Source organism: Streptomyces sp. NBC_01233 (assembly GCF_035989305.1).
GTDB lineage: Bacteria > Actinomycetota > Actinomycetes > Streptomycetales > Streptomycetaceae > Streptomyces.
In genome coordinates this window covers 7,371,396-7,395,984 of the sequence record NZ_CP108514.1, presented here as the reverse complement: position 1 = coordinate 7,395,984, position 24,589 = coordinate 7,371,396, and the positions used below count along the sequence as shown (strand labels likewise).

Annotated in this window: 19 protein-coding genes and 1 pseudogene; 17 read left to right on the top strand and 3 right to left on the bottom strand. The window is 70.5% G+C overall.

All coding sequences use genetic code 11. The annotated features are described in order from the left end of the window. Positions 1–6 precede the first annotated feature (6 nt). Positions 7–1,290, bottom strand: a complete 1,284-nt coding sequence (locus OG332_RS34750; protein WP_327417160.1) for a sigma-70 family RNA polymerase sigma factor — start codon at positions 1,288–1,290, stop codon at positions 7–9. Between the two features lie 471 nt (positions 1,291–1,761). On the opposite strand from OG332_RS34750, the gene OG332_RS34745 reads away from it, so the two are divergent. The 3 genes from OG332_RS34745 to OG332_RS34735 are packed head-to-tail and all read left to right on the top strand — an operon-like array spanning position 1,762 to position 7,007. Further along, positions 1,762–3,579, top strand: coding sequence for an AAA family ATPase (locus OG332_RS34745; RefSeq protein WP_327417159.1), 1,818 nt, complete (start codon positions 1,762–1,764; stop codon positions 3,577–3,579). After that, positions 3,576–4,835, top strand: coding sequence for an McrC family protein (locus OG332_RS34740; protein ID WP_327417158.1), 1,260 nt, complete (start codon positions 3,576–3,578; stop codon positions 4,833–4,835). Before OG332_RS34745 ends, OG332_RS34740 begins: the two co-directional genes overlap by 4 nt. Before the next feature lie 36 nt (positions 4,836–4,871). Beyond that, on the top strand, positions 4,872–7,007 hold the full coding sequence (locus OG332_RS34735) for a UvrD-helicase domain-containing protein (protein ID WP_327417157.1): 2,136 nt from the start codon (positions 4,872–4,874) through the stop codon (positions 7,005–7,007). Between the two features lie 64 nt (positions 7,008–7,071). Here OG332_RS34735 and OG332_RS34730 read toward each other — a convergent pair whose 3' ends face one another. Next, positions 7,072–8,727, bottom strand: a complete 1,656-nt coding sequence (locus tag OG332_RS34730) for an N-6 DNA methylase (RefSeq protein WP_327417156.1) — start codon at positions 8,725–8,727, stop codon at positions 7,072–7,074. Between the two features lie 367 nt (positions 8,728–9,094). Between OG332_RS34730 and OG332_RS34725 the strand changes: the two genes are divergently transcribed. Next, positions 9,095–10,030, top strand: a complete 936-nt coding sequence (locus OG332_RS34725) for an endonuclease NucS domain-containing protein (protein WP_327417155.1) — start codon at positions 9,095–9,097, stop codon at positions 10,028–10,030. Between the two features lie 97 nt (positions 10,031–10,127). Here OG332_RS34725 and OG332_RS34720 read toward each other — a convergent pair whose 3' ends face one another. After that, on the bottom strand, positions 10,128–10,874 hold the full coding sequence (locus tag OG332_RS34720; protein WP_327417154.1) for a DNA-methyltransferase: 747 nt from the start codon (positions 10,872–10,874) through the stop codon (positions 10,128–10,130). A 579-nt stretch (positions 10,875–11,453) separates the two neighbouring features. On the opposite strand from OG332_RS34720, the gene OG332_RS34715 reads away from it, so the two are divergent. The 13 genes and pseudogenes from OG332_RS34715 (at position 11,454) to OG332_RS34655 (ending at position 24,568) form a co-directional block, all read left to right on the top strand. Beyond that, on the top strand, positions 11,454–12,599 hold the full coding sequence (locus tag OG332_RS34715; RefSeq protein WP_327417153.1) for a C40 family peptidase: 1,146 nt from the start codon (positions 11,454–11,456) through the stop codon (positions 12,597–12,599). 90 nt (positions 12,600–12,689) lie between these two features. Then, positions 12,690–12,998, top strand: coding sequence for a DUF6112 family protein (locus OG332_RS34710; RefSeq protein ID WP_030195549.1), 309 nt, complete (start codon positions 12,690–12,692; stop codon positions 12,996–12,998). After that, on the top strand, positions 12,998–13,687 hold the full coding sequence (locus OG332_RS34705) for a hypothetical protein (protein WP_327417152.1): 690 nt from the start codon (positions 12,998–13,000) through the stop codon (positions 13,685–13,687). Before OG332_RS34710 ends, OG332_RS34705 begins: the two co-directional genes overlap by 1 nt. A 27-nt stretch (positions 13,688–13,714) precedes the next feature. Further along, positions 13,715–15,112 carry an SCO6881 family protein gene (locus OG332_RS34700; protein WP_327417151.1) on the top strand — a complete coding sequence of 466 codons (1,398 nt, stop codon included), beginning with the start codon at positions 13,715–13,717 and terminating at the stop codon, positions 15,110–15,112. A 135-nt stretch (positions 15,113–15,247) separates the two neighbouring features. Next, positions 15,248–16,714, top strand: a complete 1,467-nt coding sequence (locus OG332_RS34695) for an SCO6880 family protein (RefSeq protein WP_327419474.1) — start codon at positions 15,248–15,250, stop codon at positions 16,712–16,714. Positions 16,715–16,749: 35 nt separating this feature from the next. After that, positions 16,750–17,202: a DUF6238 family protein gene (locus tag OG332_RS34690; RefSeq protein ID WP_327417150.1), complete on the top strand. Its 453-nt coding sequence runs from the start codon at positions 16,750–16,752 to the stop codon at positions 17,200–17,202. Positions 17,203–17,229: 27 nt separating this feature from the next. Beyond that, entirely contained in the window at positions 17,230–18,735 is a 1,506-nt protein-coding gene (locus OG332_RS34685; protein WP_327417149.1) for an ATP-binding protein, read from the top strand. A gap of 21 nt (positions 18,736–18,756) precedes the next feature. After that, on the top strand, positions 18,757–19,455 hold the full coding sequence (locus OG332_RS34680) for a hypothetical protein (RefSeq protein WP_327417148.1): 699 nt from the start codon (positions 18,757–18,759) through the stop codon (positions 19,453–19,455). A 133-nt stretch (positions 19,456–19,588) separates the two neighbouring features. Then, on the top strand, positions 19,589–20,416 hold the full coding sequence (locus tag OG332_RS34675) for a hypothetical protein (RefSeq protein ID WP_327417147.1): 828 nt from the start codon (positions 19,589–19,591) through the stop codon (positions 20,414–20,416). Between the two features lie 96 nt (positions 20,417–20,512). Beyond that, positions 20,513–21,277 carry a hypothetical protein gene (locus tag OG332_RS34670; RefSeq protein WP_327417146.1) on the top strand — a complete coding sequence of 255 codons (765 nt, stop codon included), beginning with the start codon at positions 20,513–20,515 and terminating at the stop codon, positions 21,275–21,277. Between the two features lie 106 nt (positions 21,278–21,383). Beyond that, a pseudogene (locus OG332_RS34665) lies at positions 21,384–23,172 on the top strand (type IV secretory system conjugative DNA transfer family protein). Then, positions 23,169–23,399, top strand: a complete 231-nt coding sequence (locus tag OG332_RS34660) for a hypothetical protein (protein WP_033223541.1) — start codon at positions 23,169–23,171, stop codon at positions 23,397–23,399. The pseudogene OG332_RS34665 and the gene OG332_RS34660 overlap by 4 nt, the downstream one beginning before the upstream one ends. Further along, positions 23,396–24,568 (top strand): DnaB-like helicase N-terminal domain-containing protein, encoded by a 1,173-nt coding sequence (locus tag OG332_RS34655; protein WP_327417145.1) that lies wholly within the window; start codon positions 23,396–23,398, stop codon positions 24,566–24,568. The genes OG332_RS34660 and OG332_RS34655 overlap by 4 nt, the downstream gene beginning before the upstream one ends. Positions 24,569–24,589 lie beyond the last annotated feature (21 nt).

The window sequence follows — 24,589 nt, the reverse complement described above, 5'->3', positions numbered from 1 at the left end:
GTCGGTTCAGAGGTGCGACGGAATCATCCCGTGACGGATCAGCTGGCCACGAAACTTCGCCTTGGCCTTCGACTCGACTTGGCGGATGCGCTCACGTGTGACACCGAAGACGACCCCGATGTCCTCAAGCGTGTCCGGCTCGTCCCCGTCAAGACCGGTGCGTCGGACAAGGACATGCCGCTCACGCTCGGAGAGGTGCTCCAGGATGTGCCGCAGGCGCGCCTGAAGCTCCTTGCGAATCAACACGACAGCGGGTCCGGGCAGTCGGCTCGGCCCGATGATGAGGTCGCCGAGGGCGGTGTCGTCGCCGATGATCCGGTCCAGGGAGTCGGTTGGCCGGCTGATCCTGCGTACTTCCTCCACTTCGGCGAAGGTAAGGCCGGTGGCGTAGGCCACGTTGTCGACGGTCCTGGCCCGGCCCTCACTCAGCAGCTTGCGCTCAGCGACGGCCACCTTGCTGACCTTTTCGTGCATGTGCACGGGCACCCGGATCAGGGTGCCCTCGTCGGCGATGGCCCGGGTGATGGCCTGCTTGATCCACCACGTCGCATAAGTCGACAGCTTGTAGCCCTTGGTGGCGTCGAACTTGCGGACCGCACGCATCAGTCCGATGGTTCCGTGCTGGACGAGGTCGTCGATGTCCAGTCCGCGTCCCTGGTAGCCCTGCGCGATCTTCCACACAAGCCGCCGGTTGTGCAGCACGAGGCACTCATAAGCGCACCACTGCTCGCCGTCGCGGGGTAGGTCGCCGATCTCCTCCGCCGGAATATCGCGGCCGAGGCGGTCGGTACCGCCCCGCAGAAGAACGGCGAGCCCGACTTCCTCGTCCGCCTTCAGCAGGACCCTGGACGGCTCCCGCCGCCACCGGTCCTCCTCCAGCACGGCCCGAGCCGCGCGGACGGCGTCGGCCAGTCGTGCATCCACAGCGGTGGACGCAACTTGGGCACGCTTCCCGCCGATCGACGGTCTCTGGGGCGTGGCCTTGGACGCGGGAGCGAGTGCAGACGCAGCGGAGCGGGCCTCACGACGCTCCACCGATTCGGCGGGCACGCGGGGCGTTCCGGGGCGGGTGATCGGGAAGTCGGCGGTCAGCTCACGCGCTTCGGCAGGGCTGAGCCCGTGGAGCCGTACAACTCCGTCGTGGGCGAGCTTGCTGACGGTGCCGTCGGCATCGGCATAGCGGGCGAGCATGCGCCGGGCCTGGGCCAGGCGTCTGGCTGCCTCCGTCGCGGCGAGCCCGGTTTCAGGGGCGGCGGCCGGTGGGGCGGATGCCTTCGGCGACGGGGTCACAGCCCGCGCCTCAAGATCAGCGGCGGGCGTGGGGCGGTGACTCACCCGCCCTCGGCGGGACGGCTTCACGTGAATGCCAGCAGCAGCCAGCCCGCTACGAAACCTTCGCCGCTGTTCGTCGGTCCTCAGCCCGAGTCGCTCCGCCTCCAGCGCGAAGGCCCGCTGGCTGACAATGCCCGAACGAGACGCGCAGCGCGTCAGTCTCTCGATGACCGACGGCAACTCCGCCTCGATCGTGCGCCGTTCGGACTCGCCCACGGACTCCCCACCCATAACGCCCCCACTCCAGCGACCACGCGCCAGTTCCGCCCGAAAGACCCGGTCGGCGGAACCACACACTAGGCCGAGTGCGTTTACACCGTCAACACGTTTAGCCGACTTGTTAACGAAGCTTCCGAGTCGCTTGACAGCGTCAACAGGTAAGGTGTGCGGTGTTCGCGCATGCCTCGCCCCTACCTCGGAAGGTCACCCATGCCGCACTCCGACCGCCTCCCCGGCGCCCCCGAGTTCCGCATCAAGCTTCCCAAGGATGGCGGTGAGGCGCGCGGGTATCTGCTCGCGGAGTTCGGCGGCAACGGCACGCACAAGTTCCTGCTGCTGGAGGGCTCGATGGTGGTGGCCGAGGCATGGCCCGGGCTTGGCGATCACGCACGCCGGATCCGCGCGGAGCTGCGCGCGAGCGGCGGGCTCGTCGACGCGCCTGCCGAATCCGACCGGCCGGAGGCACCGCCGCGTTGGGCGGCGACCCGGGACATCGCGTGCAACTCGTCCTCGGCCGCCGCCGCGCTGGTGTACGGCTACGACGCATCCGGCCCGGAGTCCTGGCGAACCGCCGAGGGCCACGCGCTCGCCGACTATCTGTCCACCGGCTGGCGTGCCCCACGCAAAGCGTGGCTGGTGCGCGGCTCCAATGTCTCCGGGCGCAACCTGGTGCGGCAGCTGTGGCTGAAGGAGGGGTTCGTCTCGCTCGCGGGCGCGCACCTGCCGCCTCTGGAGGAGACCGATCCGACCAAGAGCGTGCTGCGTCGCTACGTGGAGGAGGGGTACGAGGGGGCGGCCTCGTACAACCAGAAGCGGGGCCTCGTCGACGAGCTGCACGCCTTCCTGACGCAGATGCGCGTGGGCGACATGGTGGCCACCATCGGCGACGGCCGGCTGCACGTCGGGCGGATCACCGGGGAGGCCGTGCAGACCTCGTCGCCGGGCGGGCTGTCCAATCTGCGAAGGACCGTCGCCTGGCTGCCGCAGGGCCATGCGTACGAGGAGCTGCCGGAGGAAGTGCAGCAGAAGTTGTCTGTTCAGCATGACGTCGTCGACCTGACCGGTGTCCTGGAGGCGCTGGACGGGCTCACAGGGCATACGGACCCGGCAGCAGCCGACGACACCGGCGAGTTCCCCGCCGTCGAACGGCAGGCGCTGCGGGAGCTGTCGCTGCCGGACATCACCGAGGCATTTGCGTCGGACCTCCTGGTCCACGACCGCGCCTGGCTGGAGGAGATGCGTGAACTGCTGCTCGACGAACGGCAGCTGGTGCTCTACGGCCCGCCGGGCACTGGTAAGACGTATCTGGCGATGAAGCTGGCCGAGTACTTCGGCGGCGGCCCGGAACAGGTCAAGATCGTGCAGTTCCACCCTTCGTACGCCTACGAGGACTTCTTCGAGGGGTTCCGGCCCGTCGAGGATCCCGAGACGAGGGAGGTTGCCTTCCGGCTGACGGCGGGCCCGCTGCGGGAGCTCGCCGATCTCGCCTCCCGCGAGGGCAACCGGCACATCCCGCATTTCCTGATCATCGACGAGATCAACCGCGCCAATCTGGCGAAGGTCTTCGGCGAGCTGTACTTCCTCCTGGAGTACCGCACGAGGTCGGTGCGTCTCACCTACTCCGGCGACGACTTCGCGCTGCCGCCGAATTTGTTTGTGATCAGCACGATGAACACCGCCGACCGGTCGATCGCCCTGGTCGACGCGGCGATGCGGCGCCGTTTCGCGTTCGTGGAGCTGTCTCCGCGCGCCGAGCCGACCGCCGGGCTGCTCGCGCGCTGGCTGAAGCACGAAGGCAGGGACCCGGAGCCCGCCCGTCTCCTCGACGCCCTCAACGCCCTCATCAACGATGCCGACTTCGCCATCGGCCCCTCGTACCTGATGAAGCCGGGCGTGTACCGCAAGGGCGGCCTCGAACGGACCTGGCGCACGAAGATCCTGCCGCTGCTGGAGGAACACCACTACGGCGAGGGCCTCGATGTCGCCGCACGCTACGGTCTCGACTCGTTGCGCGAGCAGCGCCAGTGACCGCGCCCGTGCCCGTGGGTGAGGTGACGCTGCGCGAGTACGGGCCCGCCGTCTCCGTCCCTCTGGGCTCCGAGGCCGGGCGGGCCCTCGCCGTCTCCGGCATCCTGCAGAGCGCGACCCCAGATCCCGGCCGCGACGGGCACTGGCTGCTACGGGCGGGCAGCCGGGTCGGCGCCGTGCGGACGCCCGGCGGGCCGGTCGTACGGATCACGCCCAAGACCCCCGTGAGCCGGCTGTTCTTCCTTCTCGGGTTCAGTCTCGACCCGGCACGTGCCTGGCGTGACAGTCGGGAGGGCACCGTCGACACCGGAGCGTACGACGACGTCGTGCCCGCACTCGCGCACGCCGTGGAGCGGCAGATCGACGCGGCACTGCGGCAGGGGGTCCTCCAGGGCTACCGGGAGGTGGAGGAGTCCGCGCTGGTCGTGCGCGGGCGGCTGCGCGAGGCCGAGCAGATCCGGCGACACTTCGGCCGTACGCCGCCTGTGGAGATCGTCTACGACGCGTACACCGTCGACACCGCCGAGAACCGCATTCTGCGCGCCGCCACCGAGCGGTTGCTGCGGCTGCCGGGCGTTCCCAGTCCCGTCCGACGGCGTCTCGCCCATCAGCGCGTACGTCTCGCCGACGCACTGCCACTGATACGAGGACAGGAACTGCCGCGTTGGCAGCCGTCACGCCTGAACTCCCGCTACCAGCCGGCACTGCGGCTCGCCGAGGCCGTTCTGCGCGGCACCTCACCGGAACACCGGCCGGCCGGGGCCGAACCGCTCACTGTCGACGGCTTCCTGCTCGACATGAACAAGTTGTTCGAGGACTTCGTCACGGTCGCCCTGCGTGAGGCCCTTCAGGAGCACGGCCTGACCGCGCGCCTCCAGGACCCCCACCACCTCGACACCGCGGGTCTGGTACGGATTCGCCCCGATCTCGTCGTCCGCACCGGCGACGGACGCACTCCGCTCGCCGTCGTCGACGCCAAGTACAAGGTCGAGAAAGCCGACGGACTCCTCAACGCCGACCTGTACCAGGCGCTGGCGTACGCCACCGTGCTCTCTCTGCCCGAGGCGCACCTGGTGTACGCGGCCGGACGGCAGCCCGAGCGCTTCCATGAGGTGCGCGGAACGACGGCCGGGCCGGAGGGACGGGGAGTGCGGCTGTACCAGCACAGCCTCGACCTCTCCCGCGAACCCGAACAACTCCTTTCGGCTCTGAAGGAGATCGCCGGACGGCTGGCCGGAGCCACCCCACATCCGTGACCATGAAACACGGTCAGTCAGAAAGGAAGGGACCTCATGCCCCGGCTCGCCTTCGCCCAGAGCTTCTGGGACGGCTACGACACCCTGGAGAAGCCCATCCGAGCCGGCGTGCGCAAGGCCATGGCGAAATTCCAGGCCATGAGCGTCGCCGATCTCAACGCGGACAAGGGACTGCACCTGGAGTCCGTCGAGAACGCCCGTGACCCGCGGATGCGCACCATTCGCATCACCGACTTCTGGCGGGGCGTCGTCCTCGCCCCCGACGACGGCAGCGACATGTTCCTCCTGGTCAATGTGCTACCGCACGACGACGCCTATACCTGGGCGGCGAAGCGTCTGTACAGCGCGAACTCCGCGACCCGGGCCCTGGAGGTACGCAACGCCGTCGCCTTGGACGAGCTGACGCCGCTGTACGAGACAGCCGCACGCACGGCTCCACGGCTGCTATTCGCGGATGTCTCCGACGGCACGCTGCGCGAGCTCGGCATCGACAATCAGGTGCTGCGCGCCGCGCGTTCGCTGGTGGACAAGGCCCAGCTGGAGGCGTTCTCCACGCTCCTGCCGGAGGATCAGCTGGAGGTGCTGCAGTATCTCGCCGAGGGGTTCAGCCCCGAAGAGGTCTACCGGGACGTCGTGGCCGTCCGTCGGCCCGCCGATGCACCCCCTGAGCCGGTGGAAGACCTGGCCACGGTGATCGCCAACACTCCCGCACGCGTCCGCCTGATCACCGGGCCGCAGGAGCTGGAGGAGATTCTGGAGAAGCCGTTCGAGGCCTGGCGGGTCTTCCTCCACCCCTCCCAGCGGCGCGTCGCCTACCGCACCTCGTACGGGGGTCCCGTCCAGGTCGCCGGCGGACCCGGGACGGGCAAGACGGTGGCGGCCCTGCATCGGGTCAAGCACCTGCTCGGCCGTTCCGAGGACGGCCGCATCCTGCTCACCACGTTCACGAACGCGCTGGCCGCCGGACTGCGTGAGATGCTCGCCCTACTCCTCGACGAGGACGAGAAGCTGCTGGCCCGGGTCGACGTGACAACGGTCGACGCCTATGCGAACGGCATCGTGCGCGCGAAATCGGCGGCCGCGCCCAGACCGATCGGGGACCGGGAACAGCGGCAGTTGTGGGAGAAGGCCGTCAAGCAGCTCGATCTGCCGTTCACCGCCCAGTTCCTGGCCCAGGAGTACCGGCACGTCGTACTCGGCCAGAACCTCCGCGATCTCGACGCCTACCTCGGGGCGAGCCGTCGCGGCCGCGGCACCGGCCTCGGCCCCACGCGCCGCCGGGAGGTGTGGAGCGGCGTGGAGCGGTTCGAACAGTTCCTGCGCGACCGCGGCGAGACCACACACCTGGGCGTCTGCGCCCGCGCGGCGGAACTCCTCGCTGGCGAGCCGACTCCGTACGCCCATGTCGTCGTCGACGAGGCACAGGACCTGCACCCCGCACAGTGGCGTGTGCTGCGGACCGCCGTGTCTCCTGGCCCCGACGACCTGTTCGTCACCGGCGACCCGCATCAGCGGATCTACGACTCCCGGGTCTCGCTCGGCTCCCTGGGCATCACCACGGCCGGCCGCAGCTTCCGGTTGCGCGTCAACTACCGCTCGACCGAGGAGATCCTCGCCTGGTCCGCGCGGCTCCTCGCGCCCGTCACCATCGACGCGCTCGAGGGCGAGGGAACGGACTCGCTGGCCGGGTACCGCTCCCTGCTCCACGGGCGCCGCCCCCAGGCGCAGGGGTACGCGACTCGGCAGGAGGAGACCGAGGCCCTGGTGGACCGGGTCCGGGCGTTGCTCGCCGAGGGCCTCGCACCACACGAGATCGGCGTGTGCGCACGCTTCAACCTTTCCCTGGACGCGGCCGAGGAGAAACTGAAGGCTGCGGGCGTCCCGGTGCTGCGTGTCAAGAGACAGGTCGCGCAGGGGACCGAGGGGGTACGGCTGGCAACGATGCACGCGATGAAGGGGCTGGAGTTCCGCGCGGTGTCCGTCCTCGGTGTCACCGAGGGCACCGTCCCGTTCGCTCGTGAGATCACCCCACGCGAGGTGGACCTACTGCAGCACGACGCCGACCTGCTCCGGGAACGCTGCTTGCTCTTCGTCGCCTGCACTCGCGCTCGGGAAGCGCTGAGTGTGACGTGGAGCGGAGCTCCGAGCCCGTTTCTGCCGCGCGCCGCCTGATGGGAGCTCTGCCTGGCACGGGCCGGCGCAGGGCGCACCCACCTTGGAGTACCCCGCACTGTCCTCACTTCTCCGGGGCCAGGGCGCCCGTGGCAAGGCCGTCACGGGCGACTTCGGCGAGCTGCCGACTCAGCTCGTCGACCTTGCGCATTCCTTCCTCGAACTCGGACAGGGCTCGGAAGGCAGTGCCGTACCTACGCTGCTCGTCGATGTTCATGCGGGGGATACGGGAACCCCTGCCGTCAAGGCGGTAGGTCCCGCTGGCACTTGTTGACCGACGGGTGTTGACGGAGCTGCGCAGGAATCCCTGCAGATAGTCCGTGTCGAGCTGTTCGCTGGCCGAGAGCGGTTCCGGACCTTCGTACGTGACGAGCCCGGCGCGGGCGAGATCCGCGACGCTGGTGGTGGCGCTGTCCAGTGAGCCTGGTCCACCGCCCGCCGCTAGCTCGGGCAGAAGTGCGGCGAGTCGGCGGATCTGGTCCTCCAGCTCCTTGCGCAGGGCGGCGTACTCACCGGGATAGTCACGGTGCCGGGACCGGAGATGACTGCCGGGAGTCAGGTCGACGGTGTCGTCGAGGAGTTCGATCAGGGAAACGTCGGCGACCTGGTCGGGGCGTGGTTCCAGGCTGCCGTCGGGGCTGTTGCCAGTCAGGTCGACCATGCGCACGGTGTGGTTCGTGTCCGCACTTGCGGTGCTCTCGGGACGCTGCAGACACCACAGATGGACGGGCAGGGCGTGAGAGGTCGCCGTCCCCGGCGGCAGGGCGACCACTTGGCGCACGATGCCCCGACGTACGAGTTCTGATCGGATGCGCCGACCTGCCTTGCGGTATGCGACCGAGGCCGGCATGACCATGAGGACCTGGCCGCCGGGCTCTGTGTGCGCATAGGCATGCTGGAGCCACGCGAGCTCCCCTTCGGCCTTGGACGGGGTACCGAGTTCCCAGCGGGAGTCGAGCAGTAGTTCCTCTCGCCCCCACTCGGTCACGCCGGTTGGCGGGTCGCAGACGACCAAGTCCGCCTTGAGATTCGGCCATTCGTCCGCGCGCAGGGAATCCCCCGCCACGATGCGCACGCCTGATCGGCCCAGGAGGTCGGCGCGAAGCTGCGCATAGCGGGCGCTGTCAGCGTCCACCTCCTGGCCGTAGCAGCGCATCCCGGCCTCGGGGGCGACGGACAGGAGCAGCACCCCGATGCCGCAGGCGGGATCGAAGACCGTGGCGTCGGCAGACAGTGCGGGAGCGAAGTGGCACATGGCCCGCACTACGCTCTCGGGAGTCACCTGGTCCGATCCCGCGCGCCGGGCGGAGTCCATGAACCGCTCAGTCAGTCCGTTCACGAGGTCGACGGGCGCTTCGGTTTGAGCGAGCTCCCGTACACGGGTGGCGACGTCATCCGGCAGTCTCGGTTGATGTTCTCCGGCCAGCGCCGCGGCTACCTCTGCCAGTCCCGTGATCATCTGTTCCCCGTACGCGGCCCGCATCGCTTGCCAGAGCTCGACCTCGGGTGACACCTCCTGGCCTTTGCGCTGCTTGTCCAGCCATTCCTGGACCTCGCCTAGCGCATAGAGCGGACTGTTCGCGGCGCCTCCCGCCGGCGCGGGGAAGTCGTCGTAACGCCGACGCCAGTTGGAGACAGCGGCCCGAGTGACTCCGGCGAGCCGAGCAATCTCAGCACCGGTGACAAGAGGTCCGGCCGATGAAGCGGCATTGTCGGTCATAACCCCAGCGTACACGGGCCGTCAATCCAATTCGAGCATTAACCCCGTTGACGACGTACACGCACTCCAGAGTCTTGCGGGCACTTGGTTTCGTCTGAACCAGTGCGACATCCGCATGCCCTCACCTCAGCTCCCTTTCCCCGTACCTCCGCCCCAGGGCCCCGTAATGCCGTGCCCCGTCCAGCACCTGTCCGAATCTGACAAGCCCACCGCAGCTGATCATCTTCTCTGGGCGACCCCGAGGCGTCCACGTTGGCTGAGAAACAGCAAGCAGAGCCCGACGAGGCATGAGGCGCACGTACCCACTGGAATAGCCGCAGACCGGTTTCGATTGCTCCTCTTGTAGTGATCACGGAGGGGGACGCTGGTGGCCGAGCTGATGTTGTTCCGGCGGGGCGCGGACGGGCGGGATGTAGAGCTGTCCGGTTCGACGGTGGCGCTGGAGGTGGAGCTGCAGCGGCGGGTCGAGGCCGGGCTGGAGCAGAGGCTCGGTATCCGGCTCGTGGCGTCGGAGTATGCGACTGGTCCGTGGCATCGGGGGCGGATCGACACGTTGGGGCTGGATGAGAACGGCAGCCCGGTGGTGATCGAGTTCAAGCGGGGCTCCGACAGCGGGGTGCTGTCGCAGGCCGTCTCGTACCTGTCCTGGCTGCGTTCGGCGCAGCACGAGTTCGAGGCGCTGGTCCGGAAGGTGCTGGGCGCGGAGGCGGCCGAGTCTATCGACTGGCGTCGTCCGCGGATGGTCTGCATCGCGGCGGGCTTCTCTCACCATGACCGTGTGGCCGTGCAGTGGCTGCCCGAGCGGATCGACCTCGTGCGCTACCGGGTCTTCGAGGGCGGCCTGCTGAGTCTGCTGCTCGTCGATTCCTCGCCCGGCTCACCGAGCGCCGCTTCGTCTCGGCGGAGCCGGGAGCGGGACACGGTGGTCGGCAGCGCGCCGGCGGCACCGGCGCCGCCTTCGCCGACGGGTGCCGGCCTGGTGCCGGAGTCCTTGCGGGACCTGTACGCGGAGCTGGACGAGGCGCTCACGGCCTGGGGCGAGGTCGAGGTGGCACCGCTTCGGCACTACATCGCCTACCGGCGGCTGGTGAACATCGCGTCGGTGATCTTCCGTCCGAAGCACGAGGCGATCCTGGTCTATCTCAGACTCGACCCGGACTCGGTCGTGCTGGAGGAGGGCTTCACCCGGGACATGCGCAGTATCGGGCATCTCGGGACCGGGGACCTGGAGGTGCGTCTCGTTTCAGCGGCGGACCTGGAGAAGGCGGCGCCGTTGATCCGGCGGGCGTTCGAGGCGGCGTGACGAACGAGAAGGGCGGCTGGTGCATCGGTCATTCGATGCACCAGCCGCCCTTCGGCGTCTGCGGCCCGCCGGTCCCGGGCTCTCGCCGCTCTCATGATCACGCCTCCGGTCCTGCCAGGTCGAAGTCGTCCTTGGTCAGCTCGGCGCGGAGCCGCTGCTCGGCCACGTCGGCGTAGTGCGAGGACAGCTCGACGCCCACGAAGCGACGTCCCTCGCGAAGGGCCGCGACGCCCGTGGAGCCGCTGCCGGTGAACAGGTCGAGGACGGTGCCGCCTTCGGGGCAGATCTGTACGAGCTGCTGCATGATCTCGACGGGCTTCTGGGTGATGTGCACCCGGTCCTTGCGGGGTTGGGAGGCGATGTAGTGGCCGGGCAGGTAGAGGTCGCGGGTGTTGTCGAGGGATCCCTTGACGCCCCAGATGATGAACTCGGAGTCCTGCTTCGGCCCGCCCTTGCGGGGCCGGCTGGCGGGCTTGATCCACGGAATGGTGCCGCTCCAGGTCCAGCCAGCCATCTGCAGAGCGTCGGACGTGGTCGGTTCCTGGCGCCAGTCGGAGAAGACCATGGCCACCGCGTGCTCGGTCGAGGCCCGGTACGCCTCGGTGAGCAGTTCGGTCAGCCAGGAGCGGTAGGAGCGCTGGTCGCGGTTCTCGCCGGGGAAGTTGGCCAGGTCGTGGGCGCTGTTGCTGGTGACGTACTTGGCGCGCGCGGTCCGTCCGGTGCGTTCGGAGCTCGTACGGCCGCCGGAGTTGTACGGCGGGTCGGTGATCACGGCGTTGACGCTCTCGTCCGGAAGCGACTTCAGCACGGTCAGGGCGTCGCCTCGGTGCAGCGTGTAGTTCATGGGAAGGGCCTCTCTGAGGGCATGGCGGGGTTGGGCCCGCTCCAGGCAGCGCTCAACGGCGTTCTTCCGGGGCGGGGTTGTGCTGGAGGTTAACGGCCATCTCCGGCCGTACCTAACGAAGCGGGCCGTGCTGCGGGCCCCGGTCCGGGAGTCGTTTGGTGCGGCCGGAATCCCTGTCTACTGTCTCGCCGTGTCACCGGGCAGGAGCCTCGCTCCACCCTCGCTGACCTGTGCTTATCCGTGCTGTCTCGTCCAGTCGAGCGGTATCGAAGGCACCGTTGCCCTCTTCCTTCCCGCACCGTCAGGAGCCCCGGTGTACTGCCTGAGATTACGAGCGCGGCTGGCTGCCGCGCGTGACCTGAGACCGGCGTCCGGGATCTACCAACTCCTCTGACCCGGGGCCCGCCCGAGCGGCGGATGCACATCGGCGCGGTGCCGGCGGCTTTGCACGAGAAGTCGGCACCGGGCCTCCTACGAACACCGAGGAGCCGCTGCGATGCAGCATGCCCTGATACATCCGCGCCCCGACCCAACGCCGTCACCCGGCCGGCACCGCCGCCTCGGTGAACGGCGGCGGCGATGAAGAAGACCACCAAGGGCTTCGTCGGTCTCTGCGCAACCGCTCCGCTGCTGCTGGCCGTTCCGATTCTCGCCATTGGGGCCGGGACCGCCTCGGCCTCCTGCTCGACCGGCGGGGCACAGGATGTGGACACCGCCGCCGTCGCCACCCAGGTGAAGGCCATCCTGGACGGCGGCGACAAGGGCTCGGTCGCCGTGCCGGGCCTCGACGACCCGGCCGAGCAGGTGCCCAACGCCAAGACGATCCAGGCCACCGGCGTCGCGATGAACATCCCCGCCCGCGGACAGGTCGTGGCCCTGGCGACCGCCCTGCAGGAGAGCGGCCTGCGGAACCTGACCTACGGCGACCGCGACTCGCTGGGCCTTTTCCAGCAGCGGCCGTCGCAGGGCTGGGGCACGGCGAACGAGATCCTCGACCCGGTGCACGCCTCGACCAAGTTCTACGAGGGGCTGCAGAAGGTCTCGGGCTGGCAGTCCCTGTCGATCACGCAGGCTGCCCAGGCGGTGCAGCGGTCGGGCTTCCCGGAGGCGTACGCCAAGTGGGAGCCCCTGGCCACCGCTCTGCAGAAGGCCATCGAGCCCCTGCTGCCGAAGGCCGGTGGCGCGTCACCGGACCCTTCGCCGTCCGGCTCGGCCGACACCGGCAGCCCTTCGCCCGGTATCGCGGGGGGTTGCGGTGCCGAGGGGGACGGGACCGACTTCGGCACCATCCCGCCCGGCGCGCTGCCGGCCGACTACAAGATCCCCGCCAACGCTCCGCGAGAGGTCCAGACGGCGATCCGGTGGGCGCTCGGGCAGCTCGGCACGCCGTACCAGTGGGGCGGGACCTGCACCGACTCTCACGGCAAGGACGCCATGGGCCGGTGCGATTGCTCCTCCCTGATGCAGCAGGCGTACAAGGCCGCCAGGGTCACCCTGACGCGCACGACGTACACGCAGGTCAAGGAAGGCAAGGCGGTATTGGTGGATGCCCTTCAGCCGGGTGACCTGATCTTCACCGAGGGGACAGCCGCCGTACCCGAGCACGTCGGGATGGCCATCGGGCAGGGCCTGATCGTGCACGCCCCGCGCACCGGCGACGTGGTCCGCATCACGACCCTCGCCTCCTGGAAACCGCGGATTCTCGCGGCTCGCCGAGTCGTCTGACCGGCGCTTCTTCCCCCTCTCCCCCTTTCCTCGCACCGCCGCTTCGCCCCAGCGGGCCTTGGCGTGCACGTAATCGAACTGGAGTTCTCCATGTATCTCGCCGACCAGGTCATACAGCTCGCCTACGACCCCGGAATCAAGCCGAACGAGGGCGGTCTGCCGGGTCTGTCCGTCCTCAAGCAGGTGATGGGCTCCATCAACCTCTTCGGCCTCATCGCCGTGGTCGGCGCCCTCGCCGTCAGCGCGGGCGTGTGGGCCTGGGGCCACCACTCCGGCGGCCACCAGGCGGAGGCCAACGGTAAGAAGGGCGTGCTGGTGAGCGCCGGCGCGGCCCTTCTGCTCGGCGCGGCGAACGGCGTGGTGGCCTTCTTCAGCACGCTGGGGACGCAGGTCCACTGATGGCTCAGCACTCCACCCACCCCGGCGGCGCATTTCGCGTGCGCCGCCGGGCGCTGCTCGGCACCGTCGTCCTGGTGGTGCTCGTCGCCCTCGCCGGCCTGGCCGCGTACCTCACCCGCGACGGCAGGGGCCCTTCTGAATCCCCTGCCCCACCGCCGAGTTCACCCACGGCCTCCTCCTCACCCGCATCACCGTCCGGGCCGCTCACGCCGCACACCCATCCCCATGCTCTTCCGGTCCCGCCGAAGACCCATGACCCGATCGCGTACGGAAAGGCAGCCGCGGCAGCACTGTGGTCCTACGACACCCGTGCGTACTCGCATCCCGAGCTGCGGAAGGTTCTGCACGGGTGGCTGACCACGGAGGCGAAGTACGCGGATCCGGCCTCGGTCGACAAGGTCGTTCCCTCGGCTGTGCTGTGGAAGGAGATGGCCGCCAACGGCCAGTTCGCCACCGCCAAGGTGTACGAGGGGCACTTCCCGAACGCGTTCACCCGGGCCCTCCAGGAAGACCCCGGGGCGATCACCCAGGCGTACGTCTACGCCGTCACGGTCTCCGGCAAGCAGTCGATCGCATGGAAGGGCTCACCCGCCGGCGGTGCGGAGAGCCGTGCCACCACCCTCGCGGTCCAGTGCCGGCCCGACCGTCCTTGCGCCCTGGTCGGCGTCATGCCGTCCGTCGCGCCCTGATCCCCGTTCAGGAAAGGAAGTATCGCCATGGGAGTCTGCGACTTCCCGCTGATGGACAAGGTGTGCGGCGCCGTCGACTTCGCCACCAACCCCGCCGGAACCGTCACCGACGGCATCGGCGCGTGGATCGCGAAGTCGATGGGCGAGCTGGCGGCCAGCGCCGCCGATCTCGCCGCGAAGGCCGTCAACGAGACGACCGCGATCGACCTCAACGCCGGATGGTTCCGGGACAACTACGAGCTCCTGCTGCCCATCGGGCTCGCCCTGACCGTCGGCATCTTCTGCATCCAGCTCATGACCGCGGCCTGGCGACGAGACGAACGCGCCCTTGCTCAGGCCGCGTTCGGCACCATGACCGGCGTCCTCTTCAGCTTCTCCGCCATCGCCTTCACCACCGTCGCCATCACCGTGGTCGACGCCCTCTCCGACGGACTGTTCCATGCAGCCAACACCTCCGTCGACGACGCGATCCGGCGCGTGGTGAAGGTCAACCAGTTGGGGGCCATGTACGGCCTCGGCTGGGGCGTCCCCGCCCTGGTCGCCCTCGGGTGCGCGATCGGCGCCTTCCTGTACTGGGGCGTCATGGTCGCGCGCAAGGTCGGCGTCCTGATCATGGTCTCGCTCGCCGTGTTCGCCGGAGCCGGCGGCGGCTGGGAGGTCGCCAAGCGGTGGCGGCGCGGCTGGATCGAGGCCACCGCCACCCTGGTCGTCTCCAAGCTCCTGATGACGGTGGTCTTCCTGATCGGCGTCTCCGCCATGGGCAAGAGCGACGCGAGCGACGGGATGGCCGCCCTGTCCGACGCGATGGCGGGCATCGTCGTGATGGTCCTCGTGCTGCTCTGCCCGTACGCGACGTACAAGTTCGTGCACTGGGCCAGCGACGGCGGCGGCCACGACGACCTGCACCGCACCGGCGTCGCCGGCATGGCGGTCGCCGCCGGGGCGGCGAAGACCGCGGCCACCCTGGCGATGCAGGCGGGCACCGGCGCTCCCGCTCCCCAGGGCCCGAACAAGGTCCCCGGTGCGGGCGCCGATGGCGTCGCCTCCGGCATCAATCCCGCCGGCGGCAACCTCAGCAAGGAGGATATCGACGCCGGTCCGCCCAAGCAGCAGACCCGCTTCCGGTACGGCGAGGACCCGAACGCGACCGGCGACAAGGGCCGGGCCCTGATCCAGCGGCCCGGGATCCCACCGCTGATCACACGTCCCGGCGCGGACGAAGCGGAAGGGTCCGGGGTGCTCGTCACCGGCGCCACCGGCAGTTCCGACTATCTCGTCGGCGCGTCGGCACCGGGCGGCAGCATGACCTCCCTGCCGCCTGTCGGCCCCGCGACTGCGCCGCCGCCTCCCGCCGGACCGTCGGCCACCGGTTCTCCGACGCCGACGAACTGGGTGTTCCCCAACCAGCCGCCGTCGGGTTCCTGACCCGATCACCCCGGGGCGGGCCGTACACCACGGCCCGCCCCACCCCGCCCGACCCAGCAGAGGAGTCCCTCCATGACCTCGAGAAGAGCGCCGCGCGCCCCGTCCTCCGCCCGCTCCCACCGTCTGGAAACCACCATGTCCGGCAAGCACCAGGCCCCTACGGCCACCGTGAAGTTCCCCCACCGCAGCAGGCGCGGCATCCTGCTCGGGCTGACCGCCCCGCAGCTGATCGTCGCCAGCCTCACGGGCCTTCTCCTTCTCGCCGTCGTCCTCACCCGCGGCGTGGTCGGCGCCCTCCAGCTCATCCCGCTGTGGGCCGTCATCGCCCTGTTCGTCTTCGTCCGCCACCGTGGCCGTGCCCTGGCGGAGTGGGCTCCGATCGTCACCCGGTACGTCCTGCGCCGGATGCGCGGCCAGCTCGTCTGGCTCACACGGCCCTCCCGTCGGCCGACCCGCGAAGGACTCCTCCACCTTCCCGGCACCGCCGCCAGCCTGCGTGTGGTCACCGCCCCCGACGATAGGTACGGTGCGGTCCACGATCCCCACAGCGGCACGCTGACCGCCGTGGTCAAGGTCTCCTCCCGCGCCTACGCGCTGCTCGACCCGGGCACTCAGCAGGCCAACGTCAACGGCTGGGGACGCGCGCTGGCCGCGCTGGCCCGTACTGGGCAGATCGCCCGCATCCAGGTGATCGAGCGCACCGTCCCGGACTCCGGCGACGCTCTTCGCCGCTACTGGGAAGAGCACGGCCGGCCCCACGCCCCCACGGCTGGCGCGATCTACAGCGAGCTGATCCAGAGCGCGGGCCCGGCGGCGGCACCCCACGAGGCGTACGTCGCGGTAGCGCTGGACATCAGGGCCGCGCGACGGCTGATCAACCAGGCCGGCGGTGGCCTGACCGGCTCCTTCAGCGTCCTGGCGCAGCTGACCTCCACCTTCGACCAGGCCGCGCGGACCGCCGGGCTCAACCCCACCGGCTGGCTCACCGCCCGCGAGATCGCGGCCGTCGTGCGCACCGCCTACGATCCCAAGGCCCTCACGGCGCTGGACCGGTGGTCCACCGCCGGCCGTCCCGAGGCCGAGCCCGCCGCAGCCGGACCTGTCGTGGTCGTCGAGAAGGCGGATCACATCGCGACCGACTCGGCCGTCCACGCCACGTACTGGGTGGAGAACTGGCCGAGGACCGAAACGTCGGCCGGCTTCCTGCACCAGCTCCTGTTCACCGGCGGCGTCCGGCGCACGCTGTCGCTCTCGTACGAGCCGAAGGGACTGGACGCCGCGCTGCGCGACGTCCAGCGCAAGAAGGCCAGCGTGATCGCCGATGCCGCCGAGCGGGCCCGGCGCGGCCAGGTCGACTCCGAGGCGGACTCGATCGAGTACCAGGACATCAAGTCCCGCGAGCGCCAGCTCATCGCGGGCCACGCCGATGTCGCACTCACGGGGCTGCTGACCGTCTCGGCCGACTCCGAGGACGAACTCCGCTCCGCCTGCGCGGTCGTGGAGACCGCCGCCGTCGGCGCCCAGCTCGACGTCCGGCCGCTGACCTGGCAGCAGGCCGAAGCGTTCACCGCCGCAGCCCTGCCGCTCGCGCTCGCCGCCTGACGCCGGCCCTTCCCTCCCTTCGAAAGAGCACCCTCATGTCCCGCACCGCCAGCCCGACCGCGCAGGACTTCGTGCCCTTCGCCACCGCCGCGCTCGACTTCCACCGCGCGCTCAACCTCCCCGGCGGCCCGCTCGTCACCAGCCGGGCAGAGCTGGACGCCCTGCACTCCCACCTTGTCTCGGTGCACGGGCTGCTCGACGCCCATGCCGCGCGTACCGGTCAGCTCGTGCCGATCGAAGGTAACCAGCTTCGCGCCGCCCGCACCCGGATCTGGCAGGCCGCCGACCACGTTCACGCCGCCTATCACGCGGCGCCCCGGCCGGATTCGGGGGAGGTGCCCGAACCCGAGGCGTGCCAGGCCGGCCTGCCCGAAGGGGCACCGGAGCTGACCATCTGCCAGCGCCATCAGCGCGCCGCGCACCTGGTCCGCCGCCGTACCACCCCGGCCGACCTGTACGCGCCGTTCACCGGCCTCGTCCGTCGCTGACCCCATCACCTGTCCGGAGAAACGTTCATGCCCCGTACCCGCGCCAGCGCCTCTCCCCTCTACGTGCCGCACAAGGCTTCGCGGGCCCAGCAGAGGGCCGCCCGAGCCGGATTCGCCGAGGCCCGCCGCCAGGCGCGCCTCGCCGGAACACCGCCCAAGCACCGCGCCGAGGAAGCCCTCGACCCGGAGCTGCGGCCGACCTACCCGCCGACCGGTCGTCCCGGTCCGGCCTCGGCCCGGGGCGGCAAGCTCAGCCTTCCCGCCCACCGGATGACCACCGCCACCGCTTCGGGGGCGTACCCCTTCGTGGCCGAGGGCGGACTGGGGGCGGAAGGCATCTTCATCGGCCGCGACGTCCACGCCGAAGCCGCCTTCTGTTTCGACCCGTTCTCGCTGTACAGCAGCGGCCGGATCGAGGGCTTCACGAACCCCAACGCGGTCCTCGCCGGGATCATCGGCATGGGCAAGTCCGCGCTGGCGAAGTCCATCGCCACCCGGTCGATCGCCCACGGCTACCGGATCTACATCCCCTGCGACCCGAAGGGCGAGTGGACCGGCGTCGCACAGGCCCTCGGCGGCTACAGCATCGCCCTGGGTCCCGGTCTCCCGGGCCGGCTGAATCCACTGGATGCCCCGGCCCGGCCTGCCTCCGTCAGCGAGGACGACTGGGCGACCGAGGTCCGAAAGCGGCGTCTACTGCTCCTGGCCGGCCTGGCGCGCACCGTCCTCAAGCGCGACCTGCTGCCGATGGAGCACACCGCCCTCGACCTCGCCCTCGACCTGGTCGTCGCCGAGGCCGCCGCACGTGGCATGGTGCCGCTGCTCGGCGAGATCGCGTACGCCCTCGGCTCGCCCGAACGCCTCGACCGGGCCCTCGGCCACCAGACCGGACATCTCGGGTCGGCCGCCCAGGACCTCGCGCACGCCCTGCGCCGCCTAGTGCACGGCGACCTCAGCGGCATGTTCGACGCCCCCTCGACGGTGGCCTTCGACCCGACCGCGCCGATGCTGTCCATCGACCTCTCCCGCCTCGGCGGCTCCGGCGACGACACCGCCTTGGTCTTGGCCATGACCTGCGCCTCGGCATGGATGGAGAGCGCTCTGTCCGATCCGGACGGGGGCCGGCGCTGGGTGATCTACGACGAGGCGTGGCGGCTGATGAGGCACGTCGGCCTGCTCGAACGGATGCAGAGCCAGTGGAAGCTCAGCCGGGGTCTCGGCATCGCAAACCTCATGGTCATCCACCGGCTCAGCGATCTGCTCTCGGCGGGCGATGCCGGCTCGCGCGGCCGGGTGCTGGCCGAGGGCCTCCTGGCCGACTGCTCCACCCGCATCATCTACCGCCAGGAGCCCGACCAGCTCGACGCCGCCGCGTCGCTGCTCGGCCTGACCGGCGTCGAGACCCAGGCGGTGTCCGCCCTGACCAAGGGCCGGGGCCTGTGGAAGGTCGCGGGCCGTTCCTTCATTACGCAGCACATCCTGCACCCGGCCGAACGCGAACTGTTCGACACCGACGCCCGCATGTCGGCATAGCGCCTGTCCGGAGGATCGATTATGTCTGCTTCTCCCAGTTCTCCCGGCCTGGCCGAAAATCGGCCGACGGCGGCCACCGACCGCCTGGCGTGGCGGAGGCACATCCCGGCGCTGGCCTCCGCCGCCGCCGGGATCAGGCAGGCGTCCGACGCCTGGGACGCGGTCTCGGACTCCTTCTGCGACGGCGACGGCTGGCCCGTCGACGAGCAGGGATACGAGGACGGCAAGGTGAAACGCGACGCCGAGGCATGGAAACACGTGGAGGTCTTCCTCGCCCACGGTCCCGAGGTCCTGGCCGGCGTCCGCGCTGCCGCCCGTGGTGCCGACTACGTCGAGGGACCGGTCAGCGAAGACCTCCGCCGGCTGCGCGGGATCGACACCACCCTGGAACAGGCGGGACAGCTCCAGCGCGAGTGGGATCAGATCATGGCCCTCATGGACGCCTCGCTCCCCGGCTCGCGGAAGCTCTACGAGAGCCAGGCAGAGGAGGACCGCAACGCCGACGGCTGGCACTACGCCGACGAGCTGTCCATCCGCGGCCCGGCCCTCGTACGGGCCGCCGACCACCTGGCCGGCCGAGCGGACCGCGAACAGTCTTCGCGGACCGAACAGGCACGCGTGGCCCTCGCCCGATCCACCTCCGGCCGGCGCGGGCCCCTGCCCGCTTCTCCCCCGGCGCCACCGGCACCCGGCCCACCGGTGTCGGGGCGCTCCCGCTGACGGCCGTAGCAGCGAGTCCCGGCGGGACCAAACCTTCCGATCGCCAGATCCTCGTGGACCACCGCCCGCCCGGCACCACGTGCCCGCAGCCCGCGCCGCCGACCGCTGGAACACCCCACCACGGAGAAAGCCCATGCACCAGGACAACCCCCTGATCACCTTCGAGCGAGAGGGACCACACATCACCGCGTGGACCAGCACCTCCCCCTCGCCTGCTGTGTCCGAGGATCCGAAAGAGGATCACGGGTACGGCCACCTCACTGCTCCCCTCCGCCAGCGCGGCCAGGAGGTCACCGTCGAGTACGGCTTGAGCGACTACATCGTCCACGCCGCCCTCCCCGACGGCAGTTCGCTGATCATCTCGCCGCCGCAGGAACCACCCAGCGAGGACCCCGAGTTCCCCGAGAGCTGGACGGCGATCCGCCACAGGGACACCGGGCCCTCGGTGTACGAAGAGATCTACGACTCGGAACCCGGCGGCCCCGACGCCCGGTACGGCGGCAGCGTCCCGAGTCTGCTCGCCGCCATCGACACACGCCTGGACCAGCTCGGCGTGCCGCCACGCCCCGAGCGGCAACGCTCCTGGCAGGAGCGCGTCGCCGACGCCGTGCTCCACCGTGCGGGTTTCATCGCCGCCGTCTCATTCGACGGGGAGCGCTACCACCGGCTGCCCTCGGCCATGAGCGATCCGACCGAGCAGCGGCGGGCCGTGACCCGGGCTTTCGCAGAGTTGCAGGCCGAGGGGTTCACCGTCCTGTGCAACTCGGCCCTGCTCACGTCCAAGGGCCGAAGTCCGATAGACGGGACCGCCCGGCCGGCCTCTGCTCAGCCACGGGTGAGCGCTGCTCTCTCGCCCTCGCCGTCGGCCGGATCGCGCACGGTCCGCACGCGCCTGGCGACGGACCCTCCCCCACGTCCCGTGCCACCACCCGTACGTCCCTCCACCACCCCTGGTCGCTGATCTCTTCCCGTCTCGGAGTACGCCGCATGCCCCTCACCAGCAGAACCGTTCTGACCCTCGACCTCCCTCGTCATCGAGCCACCGGATGGATCAGCCGTGTTGCCCACCTTCGCCGAAGAACTGCTGGCCGACGTCACCGTCGGCCGCCACCCCGACTACGGCATCGTCGCCGCGAACCCCAAGAACCTCGCCGCTGGCACCTGGATGCTGGAGCGGCTCGACTTCCGCCCCGTCCTGGGCGAGCCGACCCTGCACGCCCTGACCGACCAGCAGCGTGACGGGCAGGGCCGCGCCACCCGGGCCGTCGCGCTGCTGCGCAACGCCGGGTTCCGGGTCGACACGGACGCCGTCTTCAACCCCTCCCTGGTACCCAGCGCGGGGCCCGGCCCGTCCCGGGCTCCGCACGCCGAGCCCGATGTCGCGTTCGCCGAGCATCCGCGGCTCGGCATCGTCGCGGCCATCGACAGCCGCGCCTCCGGGCTCACCGGACTCGCCGTGGTCGAACACGGCTGGCGGCACGATCCCCGCCTGGACATCTACACACTGCCCGCCGCCACCAGCCGCGACGAAGCCCTGGGGAAGGTCGCCGACGCCACGCTGGCCCTGCACCGTTCCGGTGTTCAGGTTGCGGTGCAGCCCCGCCTCGCCCAGGACGTAGCGGCCCGCCATCGCCCCGCACCCGCCTCGTCCCGCGACCGCATCCAGGGCGCCGGCCGTAGTTCTCCGATCGTGGCCGCCGCGCTCGCCGCCAGCCCAGCCCTCACCAGTCTCCCGGGCCAGGCGTCGGCGTCGGCTCCCGCCCCCTCCGTCTCGGCGGCCCGACCGGTCGACCCGAGCATCACATTCTCCCGCAACCGCTGATGCCGATGAAGCGTTCCGTTCGATCCGCAAGGAGTAGGCCCGTGAGCTGCACGAGAGCCGAGCGCGCCCCGCCCCGCCCACTCGCTCGCACCCCAAGGAACTGCCTGTGCCTTCCCCGCGCACCAGTGCGCCGTCGGCCACCACCGGCTCCGACTCGCTCCTCTATCTCCTGTTCGGCGTCCTCGGCGCCGCCATAGCCTTCGACTCCCTCGCCTGGCTGACCGGCAACCTCACCAACTCCCTCGTCGGAAGCGGCACGTGGGCCCCGTTCCGTGCCACCGACGCCCTGCTGCACCCCGAGGTGCTGTGGCCGGCCCTGAGCACCACCTCGCTGCTGGTCGGCGTCCGCGTCGTCCCCGGCCTGCTCACCCTGGCGCTGATCACCACCGGCCTGGTGCTGTGGCTGCGCCGGCGCTCCGGTGCCAAAACCGGTCTCGCCCGAAAGAGCGACCTGGCGCCGCTGCTGGACAAAGAGATCACCGCCAAGGCGAAGAGCCTGCGGCCGTCCCTGAGCGGCCGGGAGTGTAAAAGAGGTCGCTCCCGCCGACCGCGGCATCCTGCTCGGCACTCTTGACCCTGGTTGGGCCGATGTCCGCGCCTCCTGGGAGGACGTGATCGTAGCGATCATGGCCCCGCGCAGTGGGAAGACCTCCGGGTTGGCGATCCCCGCGATCCTCGCGGCTCCCGGTCCGGTGCTGCTCACCTCCAACAAGGCGGCGAACGACGCGTTCACCGCCACAGTGGACGCCCGTGCCGGGGTCGGCACGGTCTGGACCCTCGACCCTCAGCAGATCGCCCACCATCCGCGCGAGATGTGGTGGGACATCCTGGCCGACGCTCGCGACCTTGCCGGGGCGAAGCGACTGGCCGGCCACTTCGTCGCGGCGAGCGTGGACGAGTCGAGCGGCTCCGACTTCTGGTCCACCGCCGCGTCCAACACGCTCGGCGCCCTGTTCCTCGCCGCCGCGAGCCACCGGCGGCCGATCACCGACGTGCTGGCCTGGCTCGCCTCCCCCGCCGACCGGTCACCGGTCGACCTGCTCACCGACGCCGGCCACGACGCGGTCGCCGCACAGCTCCAGGGCACCGTCTCCGGCGCGACCGAAACCCGCGACGGCATCTACGAGACGGCGAGGCAGTACGCGAGCTGCCTACTCGACCCGGACGTCGCCGCCTGGGTCACCCCGAGCGAGGATCTCCCCGAGTTCAAGCCCCTCGCCTTCGCCACCTCCCGCGACACGCTGTACCTGCTGAGCAAGGACGGCGGTGGCAGCGCGTCGGCGATCATCGCAGGGGCGGCCGACGCCGTGATGCGCGCGGCCGTGATCGTTGCCGAGCGCTCCGGCGGACGGCTCGACCCGCCCGCCCTGTGCGTCCTCGACGAGGCCGCTAACGTCTGCCGGATCTCGGACCTCCCGGACCTGTACTCGCACCTGGGCAGCCGGGGCGTCATCCCAATGACGATCCTGCAGTCCTACCGGCAGGGCCAGCGGTGCTGGGGCGAGGCCGGGATGGACGCCCTCTGGTCCGCCGCCACCGTCAAGATCGTCGGATCGGGCATCGACGACGCCGACTTCGCCGACCGCCTCAGCAGGCAGGTCGGTGACCACGACGTCCAGACCGTCTCGGTCTCGAAGAGCGAGAGCGGCAAGTCCACCTCGGTGAGCATGCGCACCGAGCGGATCCTCCCGCCCGACGCGATCCGCGCCCTGCCCAAGGGCAAGGTGCTGCTGCTGGCCACCGGTCTGCGCATCGCCATGCTCAGTATCCGGCCCTGGTACACGGAGCCCTCCGCCAAGGTGGTCGGGCCGGCCTCCGCCCGCGCCACGAAGGCCATCACCGAGCGGGCCCTGGCGAAGACCGTCAGCCACGACGACTTCGGACTGTCGGCATGAGCGCGCCCACGCCGCGTTCCGCGCGGCTGGCCCAGTCGCCGGTCGTCCTGCACCAGGGCCGGTGGTGGCTGGTCGGCGATGCCGGGGCGGTTCCCGTCGCCGATCCCTCCTTCGCCACCGTGCTGGACGACTTCGCTGAGGCGGTGACCGCTGCCGACCGTGCGGTCGCCGATCTGCGTGCCCGGCCGAGTGCGCCGTCCGCTTCCCACACGCGAGGTCCTCGATGAACCCGCTGCTGAAGGCCGAGCAGGCGGTCGTCGGCGCGGTCCTGCTCGACCCAGGCCAGCTCTCGCAACTGGAGTGGCTCGCGCCGGATCACTTCTACCGACCGGTCCACCAGGCGCTGTTCGCGGCGCTGCGCAAGCTCCGAGGCGATGGCCACCCCGCAGTGGAGGGCGAGGGGCCGGTGCCGCTGTCGTGGGTGACCGACGCGGTCGCCGAGGCTGGCCTCCATGTCCGGGGATTGACCGCGTCGTACGCCCACCTGCTGGTCTCGGCCTGTCCGCGTCCTGCGCACGCTGCGGTGTACGGCCGCATGGTGCTGGAGGGGGCGATCCACCGCACCGTCGCCCAGCACGCGATCCGCCTTCACCAGGAGGCTCGCGCGGGCGCCCTGCAAGGCGAGGTCGAGGGAGCGCTGCGCTACGCGGACGTCCTGACGGGAGTACTCACCGATCTCGCCCGGCGGTGGGGCAGCGAACCACGCCCTGTCGCGCCCGCGACATCGCAGACCCCCGACCCGCCTGCCCTTGCGCGGACTCAGGCCGATCAGGTTGCCGAGGACGAGGAGTTCCTTCTGGCCGTCCTCATCGAGCGGCCGGGTGCTATAGGCGAGGTGGTGGACTGGCTGCGTCCCGGGGATTTCGCCGACCCGGTCCACGGGCACCTCTACCGGTGCCTCGGGGCGCTGCACCACCGGGGCGAGCCCATCGACCGGATCACCCTGCTCTGGGAGGCACAGCGGCGCGGCCTGCTGGCCGACGGCACGCTGTCCGAAGACCGGTTCGCCGCCATCTGCGACGGCGTGGGGGCTGGTGACGCCGAGTGGCTCGGCAAGCAGGTGATGCGTTCCTCCCTCACGCGCACCGCAGCCGCCACCGCCCGCGCCGTCCGCGCCCTTGCCGAGGACGAGGCCTTGGCCCCCGGGCGGCTCATCAACCACGCCCTACACGCGCTCGGCCCGCTCGACGAGGTCCGCGCCCGCTGGCAGACCGCGAACGGCCGGCCGGCTTCACGGGCGCCAACCACCGCTCCTTCCCCGAGCGGGCCGCCGGCGGCGCGGGTACACGCGGCCCTCACCCGCAGCACGCCACGCACTGCTCCGTCTCCACCGGGCCAGCTCGGCCCTGTGCCCACTCCGACCGCCCCACGCTCGCCCTCGCGCAACCACAGTTGACACCCCTTTCCACCGCTCGTC

Excerpts from the sequence above, each read along its gene's own strand:
- OG332_RS34745 (WP_327417159.1), top strand. The coding sequence starts at position 1,762 with ATGCCGCACTCCGACCGCCTCCCCGGCGCCCCCGAGTTCCGCATCAAG.
- OG332_RS34735 (WP_327417157.1), top strand. The coding sequence starts at position 4,872 with ATGCCCCGGCTCGCCTTCGCCCAGAGCTTCTGGGACGGCTACGACACC.
- OG332_RS34730 (WP_327417156.1), bottom strand. The coding sequence starts at position 8,727 with ATGACCGACAATGCCGCTTCATCGGCCGGACCTCTTGTCACCGGTGCT.
- OG332_RS34720 (WP_327417154.1), bottom strand. The coding sequence starts at position 10,874 with ATGAACTACACGCTGCACCGAGGCGACGCCCTGACCGTGCTGAAGTCG.
- OG332_RS34715 (WP_327417153.1), top strand. The coding sequence starts at position 11,454 with ATGAAGAAGACCACCAAGGGCTTCGTCGGTCTCTGCGCAACCGCTCCG.
- OG332_RS34710 (WP_030195549.1), top strand. The coding sequence starts at position 12,690 with ATGTATCTCGCCGACCAGGTCATACAGCTCGCCTACGACCCCGGAATC.
- OG332_RS34705 (WP_327417152.1), top strand. The coding sequence starts at position 12,998 with ATGGCTCAGCACTCCACCCACCCCGGCGGCGCATTTCGCGTGCGCCGC.
- OG332_RS34700 (WP_327417151.1), top strand. The coding sequence starts at position 13,715 with ATGGGAGTCTGCGACTTCCCGCTGATGGACAAGGTGTGCGGCGCCGTC.
- OG332_RS34695 (WP_327419474.1), top strand. The coding sequence starts at position 15,248 with ATGTCCGGCAAGCACCAGGCCCCTACGGCCACCGTGAAGTTCCCCCAC.
- OG332_RS34690 (WP_327417150.1), top strand. The coding sequence starts at position 16,750 with ATGTCCCGCACCGCCAGCCCGACCGCGCAGGACTTCGTGCCCTTCGCC.
- OG332_RS34685 (WP_327417149.1), top strand. The coding sequence starts at position 17,230 with ATGCCCCGTACCCGCGCCAGCGCCTCTCCCCTCTACGTGCCGCACAAG.
- OG332_RS34680 (WP_327417148.1), top strand. The coding sequence starts at position 18,757 with ATGTCTGCTTCTCCCAGTTCTCCCGGCCTGGCCGAAAATCGGCCGACG.
- OG332_RS34675 (WP_327417147.1), top strand. The coding sequence starts at position 19,589 with ATGCACCAGGACAACCCCCTGATCACCTTCGAGCGAGAGGGACCACAC.
- OG332_RS34660 (WP_033223541.1), top strand. The coding sequence starts at position 23,169 with ATGAGCGCGCCCACGCCGCGTTCCGCGCGGCTGGCCCAGTCGCCGGTC.
- OG332_RS34655 (WP_327417145.1), top strand. The coding sequence starts at position 23,396 with ATGAACCCGCTGCTGAAGGCCGAGCAGGCGGTCGTCGGCGCGGTCCTG.